The 11,148-nt window shown below is 58.7% G+C and carries 8 protein-coding genes; 6 read left to right on the top strand and 2 right to left on the bottom strand.

Annotated elements, in window-relative coordinates; genetic code table 11:
* Positions 1-231: 231 nt before the first annotated feature.
* Complete coding sequence (locus FCL40_RS05515) at positions 232-846, top strand: hypothetical protein (RefSeq protein ID WP_130270170.1); 615 nt, start codon at positions 232-234, stop codon at positions 844-846.
* 353 nt (positions 847-1,199) lie between these two features.
* On the opposite strand, the gene FCL40_RS05510 is transcribed toward FCL40_RS05515, so the two are convergent.
* Positions 1,200-2,327, bottom strand: a complete 1,128-nt coding sequence (locus FCL40_RS05510; protein ID WP_136852139.1) for an IS110 family RNA-guided transposase — start codon at positions 2,325-2,327, stop codon at positions 1,200-1,202.
* Positions 2,328-2,475: 148 nt separating this feature from the next.
* Between FCL40_RS05510 and FCL40_RS05505 the strand changes: the two genes are divergently transcribed.
* Positions 2,476-3,522 (top strand): YdcF family protein, encoded by a 1,047-nt coding sequence (locus FCL40_RS05505; RefSeq protein WP_136852137.1) that lies wholly within the window; start codon positions 2,476-2,478, stop codon positions 3,520-3,522.
* Positions 3,523-3,911: 389 nt separating this feature from the next.
* Complete coding sequence (locus FCL40_RS05500; protein ID WP_136852135.1) at positions 3,912-4,424, top strand: hypothetical protein; 513 nt, start codon at positions 3,912-3,914, stop codon at positions 4,422-4,424.
* 257 nt (positions 4,425-4,681) lie between these two features.
* Here FCL40_RS05500 and FCL40_RS05495 read toward each other — a convergent pair whose 3' ends face one another.
* Positions 4,682-5,131, bottom strand: coding sequence for a hypothetical protein (locus FCL40_RS05495; RefSeq protein WP_136852133.1), 450 nt, complete (start codon positions 5,129-5,131; stop codon positions 4,682-4,684).
* Between the two features lie 151 nt (positions 5,132-5,282).
* Between FCL40_RS05495 and FCL40_RS05490 the strand changes: the two genes are divergently transcribed.
* From FCL40_RS05490 to FCL40_RS05480, 3 genes are all read left to right on the top strand, one after another.
* Positions 5,283-5,831, top strand: a complete 549-nt coding sequence (locus FCL40_RS05490; protein ID WP_136852131.1) for an NAD(P)H nitroreductase — start codon at positions 5,283-5,285, stop codon at positions 5,829-5,831.
* Positions 5,832-6,121: 290 nt separating this feature from the next.
* On the top strand, positions 6,122-7,423 hold the full coding sequence (sbcD, locus tag FCL40_RS05485) for an exonuclease subunit SbcD (RefSeq protein ID WP_136852129.1): 1,302 nt from the start codon (positions 6,122-6,124) through the stop codon (positions 7,421-7,423).
* The gene (locus FCL40_RS05480) at positions 7,420-11,130 is read left to right on the top strand and encodes an AAA family ATPase (protein WP_136852127.1); all 3,711 of its coding nucleotides are present in this window, start codon (positions 7,420-7,422) and stop codon (positions 11,128-11,130) included. Before sbcD ends, FCL40_RS05480 begins: the two co-directional genes overlap by 4 nt.
* Positions 11,131-11,148 lie beyond the last annotated feature (18 nt).

The following is an 11,148-nucleotide window of genomic DNA, read 5'->3' as shown; positions in this document are numbered from 1 at the left end:
AGAGCCGCGCCGTAAGCAAATCGGGGATAGGCGGACAATCTCGATGAGTGAAAGGCGGAACGGTTCCGCATATTAAAATGTTAGGCATTACCTAAACATTTGACATTCCGACAGGGAATAAGTAAAAATGTCGATGGCTCAGCGGTTTAGGTCGTCAGTCCCTGATATAGTCATACTTTCGCTAAAATTGTGTTACTAACGGCATAAGCCTAGACTCTAGCCCCAAATCTTATGAAAGATATATATTTTAAAATTTATCACCCTACGTTAGATCTTGTATCTGACCGTACATTTCGCTCCATCCTTAAAAAATTTTCGTCGGTTATTCGAGAAATTCAATATCAAGAAGTAATGGTGTTGGTGAATCAAAGCGATTTGAGTCCTTCAGAAAAACAATCAATTCGTGACAAGCTCAAAGGTAAGTTGAATCATATCGATGCTTACTACATCGAAAAAATTGAGCGCGGTAGCATCACCATTACTGGCTTGGTAACCACTGCAGCCTTAGGTTTACTCGCGGTCACGGTTGGTGAATCAGTGAAAGAAGCATGGAAAAAGTCTGAGTTTCATAAGTCCCTAGTTGAATACTTAACTATGGACTTAACGCGAGAAAAGCAGATTGAACGCAATGTTGATCGTGTTTTTGAAGCTTGGAATTTCGATGGTTTTGTTCTCGAAAGTGTTGAAAAAGAGCAAATGCCTGACGGTTCAATTGAAATTGCAATTAACATAAACACAGATCCGTGGCTATCTAAACACATAGAAGACAATCTAACCCGCGATGATGTTGATACTCTTTTAGCTCAGTTAAACGATGAGATTAAAAAGTTAGAAAAAAATGCCTAACAAAGCATTTAAGAGTGATTCGCAACGCTTGGCATTTTCGCTTCGCTCAAGTATAGCCAAACGTCGCTCACACCTTAATGCGGCGTTGATATGATTCCCCCTGTCAATAGGCAAAGATCTGTCCAGGCCGGGCCCCAAAAGGCCGGCTTGGACACCCCGGTGAGCGACCTTTGGCAAGTCAATGTTCGGCGGTTGACCTTGCTGATATTCGCGGGTTTGGTTATCCGCATTACTTGTTTGCGCCGCTGGAGCCTTGCCTCATTCTAGGATCGCGTATTTGAACGCCTAACGCCGTCGAGGGTTGCTCTCACCACTGCCGCCGGTCTGTCTCACCAGGATGGTTTTCCTGATTGTTAACCCAAGTGGACGCGTCGCTCTGGTTCAAAGCGCTGAGCAATGTCCCAGAGGTAGCCAGTGAACTCTCTGGCGACGGCGGTAACCACCTTGTTGTACTCCTTGCCCCGCGCCTGCAAGCGCCGAAAGCGGGCGCACAGCCGCAGCTGAATCTCCCAGGAGCGCTGCTGCAGTTTGGGAGAGTGGTGCTGCTGGCGTATCTGCAGGTCACGTGAGACTTTGGGGCTGAAGCGGTAGGACCAGGCGGCTTCAATCAGGATGCGTCGCGCATGGGTATTGCCACACTTGGTGATGTGGCCACGCTTCTCCCTGGCGCCGCTGGAGTACTCGTTGGGAGTGAGGCCAACAAAATTCATCAACTGTCTGGGGCTGGAGAAGCGCCTCAAGTCTCCCAACTCCGCCATTAGGGTGATGGCCGACAGGAAGCGGATGCCTCGAAGCACGGTGAATTGTTGTACCAAGGGATACCAGCGCCAGGATTCGGCCATTGTCTCCATTTCGACCTCGAGGCGCTGCAGCCGCTCGTAACGCTCGGTGACGGTGTGGATATAATCCTGGAAGGTGATCTTCTGGGCAGGTTCGAGGAAGTGGATGTCGGCCAAATGACGCTTATAGGCGTCGGTCCAGTTTTGGCGGCCACTACAGGGATGGCCATTGCGAAGCAGGAACGACTTGAGACGTTGGCGAGCCTGGCGCAGGTCCAACATGGCATCCTCACGGCAGCGAATGAGGTCGCGGATCGCCTCATCTCTGGCGTCAGGAACATAAATGGGTGCGATATCACCAGAGCGGGCCAGACGAGCTAAGGCACAGGCATCGCGCCTGTCGGTCTTAACCCTGTCTCCGGGAGCTTTTGGAATGAGGGCAGGAGCAATGACCCAGCAGTCGATACCTCGATTTTGGAGATGGCGGTAGAGCCAGAAGCCACACGGACCGGCTTCATAGACAACACAGAGTTGATTGGCCTTGGTCGCCTGCTGTTTCAGCAATTTGTCGAAGGCCCTAATGTTGGTGGAAACCGTGCCGTAGTAGCGCACAGTGTCCCCCATCGAATCGGAAATCAAAGCGACATCAGTGCTTTCCTTGTGTACGTCCAGTCCGACGAAAAGTGTGTTAATTTTAACCATGTCGACCTCCTGCGGTGTTTGATGCCTAACAAACAGTGTGGCTCTGGTTTTACTAACCCACGATAAAACGCAGGAGGCCGACACTCGCACAGGGAATCATGATGTCTAGGCATCCAACTTTTTGCAAGATAGATATTAGGGAGGCGAGATGAGTCGTGAGGGAATTAAGATATTGGTGCTTCTGGGGAATGAAAATGATGAAGACGAAAATCTTTCCGAGACGACCATTTTTCGGGCCAATGCCGCAATTGACTTTTTGAAAAACAATGGTGAATACTCAGTAATCCCGACGGGGTCTTTCGGAAAGAATTTCAACGCATCATCAACACCTCATGGAAAATTATTGGGTTCGTATTTAGTAGGGGAAGGAATCAATCCTGATAGGATTTTGCCTCATACTAAAACTTCCAATACATTGGAAGATGCTTTTGGAGTTTTAAAGTTTCTCAATGGCATGGGGGAGGTTGGAGAAGTTCATGTCATTACATCTGAATTTCACATGATGCGAGTAAAGTATATATTCGGTCGAGTCTTGCAGCAATATCACTTGACTTATGAAGCATCAAAGAACTCATCAAACAAAGCCCTTTTATCTAAACAGATTAGCCATGAAAAGCGCGCAATCGCGGAGCTGAAAGAAAAATGGGTGGATATATCAAACTATGATCTAAATCACTTCCCTTCTCAAGGCTATGCTAATCTTGGGTATGAAGTAAGGCACTACGATACTGTTTCCTATTTTGCAATTGCAGGTGCCTTTGTTGTTTTTAGTTTTCTCTTTACGGAAAAGGTGTCTAGCAGCGACCCAATGTCGTTGAGTGTATCTGCCGCAGGAATCTTTGTGGTTGTTTTTTTGTTGTGGCATTTGTATTCCCGCTTTGCCAATACCGCAGCATCGGCAAGAAGGGTCCTCAATACAGTAGAGAAGATATATGGCGTACCTGGCCTTTCATCAACTAAAAATGAAACTAAGTTTTGTGGCATCAATTTGAGGGTTAAGCCTGCAGTAACCATTATTCTTTTGACGATGGCTATTGTTGTCTTTCTTCAGTTTTTTGACAGAGATATCGTCTGGAGATCATATTCACGAGATATGCGGAGCGTTATGTGTCATAAATTGAGTGAACATGAAGGTGCTGAGTTTTCAATGCATAATCATCGGAGTCAATGCTTGGCTTGTTTCATTCTGTTATGATTAGCCTGAAACAAATTTAAGGTTGAGGGCAAATTCTACTTCCCCACCTGCGAAAGGTGTGGCTGAAAAATCTCATGCAGCAAGGATGAAGTTGAGTGCGCTAAGTACCTAGTGAAATTTAATAGGGAGGTTGCTAAAGTTCAAGCGTAGTGACAGATTGAGAGGCAAAGTTGAAGTCGGTCGGTAGCGTGATGATGTATGTTTTCCTAGCTATCGTCACTGCACCAAACCTTTTGAACATTTAACGAGGAACTGCAGTCGAGTTGAAACAAGGCTGGCTTTCGCTTGCGCCTTGACAATTGTTGAAAGTTACTTTTTTGCGTCTCTTGGGCAGGGCGCTATAGATCAATCAAACCAAACACATTACCTTTGAGTTTAGGGGACAATAGATGAAAACAAAACTAATGATCGCGTCAACACTTTCTTTTGGGGTTGCTTTGGTCAATCCGGCTTTAGCGAACGACGACCAGACTTTATTAAAGGCTTTTCATGATTACGGGATTTCAAAGTGTGACAGCTTTATATTGGAAAATAGCAAACTGAAAGGCAATTGGAACTTCTTTATAAATAAACACGCGGGCGGCATTGATGGTCCTGCAACGGAAGTGACGATTACGCAAATATTTGGCTCCAAAGGTGATACTGTAAAAACCGAGGGCACCTACATTCAAACGGAAAAGAAATGCTTTCTGAGGAGTACCTGGACACTCACATTCCCTGGTTCATGCTCGGAGAATATTGATGGTAATGCCTGGTATATATCAACTGACATGCCAAATAAGGATTATACAACCTACAAAAATGCAGGCGGGATTGAGCTTCACGCAAAAGAAATTTCAGTGGGTAATTTCAAAGCGTGTATCCAAGAGGGCTCTCAACGAGCCAGTGCCTCTCACGGTTAAAACCCGTACAAGCCAAGGGACGCAGCAACACTGCGGCCCTGCTTGAGGCCCCCTGTCTATAGGCACAGTTCTGTCCATGCCGGGCCCCAAAAGGCCGGCTTGGACACCCCGGTGAGCGACCATTTCCAACCCTAATTAGCTCGGTCCCGGGCCGGACGCCCCCTGTTGTGGGTCGTCACACCTTCCACACTCCAATACCATGAGAGCCCCGCCTAGGCGGGGCTCTCATGGCACGCGTCAGGAGGTGGGCTTCGAGCCTACTCTTTGTTGCCGTTCTTGGCCTTTCGCCCCTCGCGCTGCGACTCCTGCTGCGCTTTCCTCGCCTCGCGCTCAAATTCGCTCTGTTCCCTGCGGGCTTCGCGCTGATACTCGTCGCGCTCCTGGCGCGCCTCCCGGTCATACTGGTGCTGGTCCTTGCGGGCCTGGCGCCGCTCGGCGTCCTGCCGTTTTCGGGCGCTGCGCTGCAACTCCTCCCGGTTCTTTCTCGCTTCGCGCTCAACCGTCCGCTGGTCCTTACTGGCCTGGCGTTCCTGCGCCTGCAGGGCCTTGCGGGCGTCACGCTGTTGCTGCTGTCGTGCCTTGTGCGCCTGGTTGGCCTGCTGGGGTTCCTGGCTGCCCGGGCCGCCGGGGCCACCCCCATCTGCCTGGACGCCGAGGGACAGGGCGACGCCGAGCAGGGTCGCGAGAGTCAGGCTGGTCCTTTTCATCATTTTTTCCCCTGTATATGAATGGCCTGCAATAAATATGGTCGAGAAAGCCGATAACGGCAATCGAGCCGCTGAAAATGGCGGGGTGTCTTTTGCGCAGCACTTCTCTGGTAGAGTGTTGGCTAAATCATTCCCATTTGCAGGAGCGGCCATGGATGCCCTGACCCTTCTTACCCAACGACACTCCTCGCCACGGCTGACCGAACCGGGCCCGGACGCCAGCCAGCTGGACACCATCCTCGCCGCCGCGGTCAAGGCGCCGGATCACGCGGCGCTGACCCCCTGGCAGTTCGTCATTGCCCAGGGGGAGGGGCTGCTGAAGTTGGGCGAGATCTTCTACCGGGCCGCCCAGGCCAAGGGGGAGAGCGGCGAGGCGCTGGCCCGGGCCAGGCTGCTGCCCACCCGGGCGCCCATGGTGATCACCGTCATCGCCAAGGTGCAGGCCCACCCCAAGGTGCCGGCCATCGAGCAGCACCTGAGTGCCGGCTGCGCCGCCATGGCGATGCAGATGGCGGCCCAGGCGCTGGGGCTGGGTGGGATCTGGCGCACCGGCAGTTACGCCTTCGACCCCGTGGTGCGCCAGGCGTTGGGCGTCGAGGGTGAGGACCAGATTGTCGGCTTCCTCTACCTGGGCACGCCGCTGTCCAAGGCGCCCAACAAGAAGTCGCCGGACCCGGCCGATTACGTCTGCTACCTGTAGGGGAACCCTGCGGCCAATTTTTTGCGCCGGGGCGTTCACGCGGCAGCACCAGGATGCCAATCGGTTGGTTAACCTGAAGTTCTGAGGGGCGTCTTCTGCGGGGCGAGCCGGCGGCAGCCGCCCCCGTCGTTCGACGTTGACTGGCAATCACCAGGGTAGCCGAATGGTTGCCGTCATCCTCGGCCAGGTTCTCACCGGTAAAGATCCCCCCATTTGGCCACCGGGAACTGTAAACTGGCGTGGATAAGGGTTATCCTCCTGTTTTCAAAGAAGCCTTTTCTGTTTAGCCGATGCGCATTCTTCACACCTCTGACTGGCACCTTGGGCAGCACTTCTACAACAAGAGCCGAATCCAAGAACACGCCGAATTCTTCGCCTGGCTGCTGGCCCAGGTCGACACTCACCGGATCGATGCGGTGATCGTCGCCGGGGATGTGTTCGACACCGGCACCCCCCCGAGTTACGCCAGGGCGCTGCTCAACAGCCTGGTGGTCTCCTTCCAGAAGCTGGGGTGCCAACTGGTGGTGCTGGCCGGCAACCACGATTCGGTGTCGACCCTCAACGAGAGCCGCCAGCTGATGGAGTACCTCAACACCCGGGTGATCGCCGGCGGTGACGAGGGGGAGCAGTTGCTGGAACTGACCAACGATCAGGGTGAACTGCTGGCGTTGTTGTGCGCCGTGCCCTATCTGCGTCCCCGCGACCTGGTGCGCAGTCAGGCGGGGGAGAGCGTCTCCGACAAGCGCCAGAACCTGCAGCAGGCGATCGCCGATCACTACCGTGGCCTGTACGAGCGGGCGGCGGTACTGCGGGCGGAGCGAGAACTGGAGATTCCCATCATCGCCACCGGCCACCTGACCACCCTGGGGGCGACCACCTCCGAGTCGGTGCGCGATCTCTACGTGGGCACCCTGGATGCCTTCCCCTCGGATCATTTCCCGCCGGCGGAGTACATCGCCCTGGGCCATATCCACCGGCCCCAGCGGGTCGGCGGCCAGGAGCACATCCGCTACTGCGGGTCCCCCATTCCCTTGAGTTTCGACGAGCTGGGCAGTGACAAGTCGGTGCTGATGGTGGAGTTCGACGGCCAGAGGCTGGCCAGCATCACCCCGCTGCCGGTGCCCGCCTTCCAGCCGATGGCGATGGTCAAGGGCAGCCTGGCGGAGATCGAGCAGCAGCTGCAGGGCTTTGCCAACGCCTCGCCCGAGCGGCCGGTGTGGCTGGATATTGAGGTGGAGAGCGACGAGTACCTGAACGACCTGCAGCAGCGGGTGGAGGCCCTGGCCGAGGGGCTGCCGGTGGAGGTGCTGTTGCTGCGTAGGGCCAGGCAGCTGCGGGCCCAGGCCCTGGAGCAGCAGCAGAACGAGACCCTGGCGGAGCTCAGCGTCCAGGAGGTGTTCCAACGCCGCCTGCAGGAGGAGCTGTTCGACGGGGAGCTGGGGGCCGAGCGTCGCCAGCGGCTGCAGGGGCTGTTTGACCAGGTGCTGTCACAGCTGGACGATCCCGATCTTGAGCCGGAATCTAAGCCCGAGGCGCCCGCCGAGTTCCGGGACCAGGCCGAGCCCAGCCACACCGAGGAGGCCCAGTCATGAAGATCCTCTCCCTGAGATTCAAGAACCTCAACTCCCTCAAGGGGGAGTGGAAGGTGGATTTCACCGCCGAGCCCTTCGCCGGCAACGGCCTGTTCGCCATCACCGGTCCCACCGGCGCCGGCAAGACCACCCTGCTGGACGCCATCTGCCTGGCCCTGTACCACCAGACGCCGCGGCTGTCTGTGTCGCCCACCCAGAACGAGCTGATGACCCGGGGCACCGGCGAGTCGCTGGCCGAGGTGGAGTTCGAGGTCAAGGGGCAGGGCTACCGCGCCTTCTGGAGCCAGCGCCGGGCCAGGCTGGCAGCCGACGGCAAGCTGCAGCCGCCGGTGGTGGAGCTGGTGCGCATCGACGATGGCACCATCCTGGCGGAGAAGATCAAGGACAAGCTGGAGCTGGTGGCCCAGCTGACCGGGCTGGATTTCGGCCGCTTCACCAAATCGATGCTGCTGTCCCAGGGGCAGTTTGCCGCCTTCCTCAACGCCAGCGCCAACGAGCGCGCCGAGCTGCTGGAGGAGCTGACCGGCACCGAGATCTACGGGCGCATCTCCCGCCAGGTGTTCGACAACCACAGGCAGGCCAAGACGCGGCTGGAGACCCTGAACGCCAAGGCGGAGGGGGTGGATCTGATGAGCGACGAGCAGCGCGACACTCTGCAGGGCAAGCGCGGCGCCGATCGCCTTCAGGAGCAGGCGCTGCAGGCCAGGCTCAGCGAGCTCAAGTCTCTGCAGGGCTGGCTGCAGAAGGAGGCGGAGCTGGTCCAGGGCATCGACGCCGCCAAGGAGAGGTGCACCCTGGCCGAGCAGGAGTCGGAGCGCCAGCAGGAGCAACTGGCCCGGTTGACCCGCAGCGAGCCGGCGGAGCGGCTGCGGCCGCGGCTTATCGAGGTGCAGGAGGCGGAGCAGCAGCTGGGACGTTGTCGCAGTCAGCTGGCGGAACTGGTCGAGGCCAAACAGCAGTGCCAGCAGCGTCAGCAGCAGGCCGAGCAGCAGCTGGCCGAGGCTGGCGCCGAGCGGGACAAGGCGCAGCAGGCCAGGGCCGAGGGCGAGGCGCTGTTCAGCCAGGTGATCCCCCTGGATACCCAGTTGCAGCAGCTGATTCAGGGGCTGAGCTCGGCAGAGCAGGCGAAGAGCGTCCGGGCCGAGGCCTGGGAGCAGGCCAAGGCCCAGCTCAAACAGAGAGAGACCGATCTAAAGCTCGCCCAGCAGCAGCTGGCCAAAGCCCAGAGTTACCTTGAGCAGCACGCCAGCCATGGCCAGCTGGGCCAGAGGCTCTCCGGCTGGCAGAGCCGTTTGGAGCAGTTGACCCGCCTGGAGCAGGGGACGGCCCGCCTGGCGCCTGAGCTGGACCAGGGCAACCAGCGCCTGGCGGCACTGCAGCAGGCCCGGGAGCCGGTCACCGCCGAGCTGCAACAGGCCGAGGCCGACCTGACCGCCGCCGCCACCGCGCTGGCCCAGGCGGAGTCGACCCTGGCGGAGCAGGGCGAGCAGCCGCTGGAGGTGATCAAGACCAAGCTGGCCGGCCTGGATGCGGGCCAGGAGGGGCGCAGTCAACTCAAGGCCCTCAGCGAGCGCTACTCCGAGCTCAAGGCCCAGCGGGATGAGCGTGCCCAACTGGCCGACAAGCTGGCCCAGGAGCTCAAGCGCATCGGCAGTGAGCTCACCGACAAGCGTCAGCAGTTCAGGACAGAGCATCAGCAGCTCAGGGATGTGGAGAAGCTGCTGGAGCAGGAGCGCAAAATCCACTCCCTCGAAGCGGAGCGGGCCAAGCTGGTGGCCGGAGAAGCCTGTCCCCTGTGCGGCTCCACCGACCATCCGGCGGTGACCGCCTACCAGGGAATCGTCGTCAGCGATACCGAGAAGCGCCTGGCGGCACTGCAGCAGAGGGTGGAGTCCCTCAAAGAGCAGGGCACCCGCCTGGCGGAGCAGCAGAAGCTGGCCCAGGAGCAGTCCCAGGTGAAGGCGAAGGAGCTCGAGGAGCTGGGGCAGAAGCTGGAGCGGGTCACCGCCCAGTGGAGCGAACAGTGCCTGGCGCTGAAGATCGCCGATTCGGCGGACATCGGCGACAGCGAGCGCCTGAACACTTACCTGGAGACCTGCAAGACCCGCAAGGCCAAGCTCGAACGCAAGCTGGCTGAGCTGGATCAGGGCAGCCGCGCCTGCCAGCAGGCCAGGGAGGCCCTGTCCAAGGTGCGCGATCACCACCACCAGCTGCAGCTCAGCGGCAGCCAACTGGCCGCCGAGGAGGAGTCGGTTCGTCAGGCCCTCAGCGCCGCCCGTCAGCGCGCCGACGAGATTGCCCGGGACCGCGATGCCCTGATGGCCGCCCTGACCCCGGAGCTGGCCGAGCTGGGGCTGACCCTGCCGGAGGCCGGAGAGGCGCACGCCTGGCTGGCCCGGCTTCGGGAGCAGGTGCAGCAGTGGGAGCTGGCCCAGCAGACCCTGGCCCGGCACAGCCAGGTGGAGGTGCAGCTTAAGGAGCAGCGCCAGAGCGCCGCCGAGCGGGAGACCCAGACCGCCCTGGAGTATCAGGGGGCCCAGAGCGCCTGGAGTGAGCTCAAGGAGCAGTGTGACAGTCTCAACGCCCGGCGCCAGGCGCTGTTCGGCGACGGCACCGTCGAGCAGGAGCGGGCAAGGTTGGAGTCGGCGCTGGCCGAGGCCAGCGACAGGATGGAGGCGGCCCGCCATGGCCGCGGCGAGGCCGAGCGTCAGGCCGCCGCCCTCGAGGGTCAGCTGGCCCAGCTGGAGGAGAGCAAGCGGGAGCTGACCGAACGCTGGAGCCGCGCCAGCAAGCTGCTGCAGAACGAGATGGCCCACTCCATCTTCGCCAGTCAGACCCAGCTGGAGCAGGCGCTGCTCAGCGACGAGGAGAAGCAGGCGCTGATCCGGCTCAAGGGCGAGCTGGAGCGCAGGCTCGCCGGCGCCCAGGCGCTGGTGACCCAGGCGGTTGACGCGCTGGCGCTCCACCGAGGCTCCAGGCCCAAGGCGCTGGGGGAGGAGGCCACCCTGGAGAGCCTCAACGCCGAGGTGGAGGCCACCAACGACGCCATCCGCGAGCTGATCACCGCCATGGCGGCGATCAAGGCGCAGCTGGACGGCGACAACCAGCGCCGTGCCGGCCTGCAGGGGCTGCTTGAGGAGATCGAGCAGGCGCGCAGCCAGTATGACGACTGGGCCTACCTCAGCGGCCTTATCGGCTCCCGTGAGGGGGACAAGTTCCGCAAGTTCGCCCAGGGACTGACCCTGGACCACCTGGTGCACCTGGCCAACCGCCAGCTGGGTCGGCTCCACGGCCGCTACCAGTTGCAGCGGCGAGCGGGAGAGGAGCTGGCGCTGCAGATCGTCGATACCTGGCAGGGGGAGGCGGTACGCGATACCCGAACCCTCTCCGGTGGAGAGAGCTTCCTGGTGAGCCTGGCGCTGGCGTTGGCCCTGTCCGATCTGGTCAGTCATAAGACCAGCATCGACTCGTTGTTCCTAGACGAAGGGTTCGGCACCCTGGATGGGGAGACCCTGGACACCGCCCTCGATGCCCTGGATACCCTCAACGCCAGCGGCAAGATGATCGGTGTCATCAGCCATGTGGAGGCGATGAAGGAGCGCATTCCGGTGCAACTCAAGGTGAACAAGGTCAACGGCCTGGGCTACAGCCGCCTGGCCTCCCGGTTCCGGGTGGCGGAGCGGGACGCACAAAGCGTTCAGGACTAAGCTGGATAAAAAAACAAA

Source organism: Ferrimonas sediminicola (genome assembly GCF_005116715.1).
In the GTDB taxonomy this organism is placed as follows: Bacteria; Pseudomonadota; Gammaproteobacteria; order Enterobacterales; family Shewanellaceae; genus Ferrimonas; species Ferrimonas sediminicola.
The sequence above is the reverse complement of the archived record's forward strand: the minus strand, read 5'-3'. Positions and strand labels throughout refer to the sequence as shown.

Coding starts and splice junctions, on each gene's coding strand:
- FCL40_RS05500 (WP_136852135.1), top strand. CDS start 3,912: ATGAAAACAAAACTAATGATCGCGTCAACACTTTCTTTTGGGGTTGCT.
- sbcD (WP_136852129.1), top strand. CDS start 6,122: ATGCGCATTCTTCACACCTCTGACTGGCACCTTGGGCAGCACTTCTAC.
- FCL40_RS05490 (WP_136852131.1), top strand. CDS start 5,283: ATGGATGCCCTGACCCTTCTTACCCAACGACACTCCTCGCCACGGCTG.
- FCL40_RS05510 (WP_136852139.1), bottom strand. CDS start 2,327: ATGGTTAAAATTAACACACTTTTCGTCGGACTGGACGTACACAAGGAA.
- FCL40_RS05480 (WP_136852127.1), top strand. CDS start 7,420: ATGAAGATCCTCTCCCTGAGATTCAAGAACCTCAACTCCCTCAAGGGG.
- FCL40_RS05495 (WP_136852133.1), bottom strand. CDS start 5,131: ATGAAAAGGACCAGCCTGACTCTCGCGACCCTGCTCGGCGTCGCCCTG.
- FCL40_RS05505 (WP_136852137.1), top strand. CDS start 2,476: ATGAGTCGTGAGGGAATTAAGATATTGGTGCTTCTGGGGAATGAAAAT.
- FCL40_RS05515 (WP_130270170.1), top strand. CDS start 232: ATGAAAGATATATATTTTAAAATTTATCACCCTACGTTAGATCTTGTA.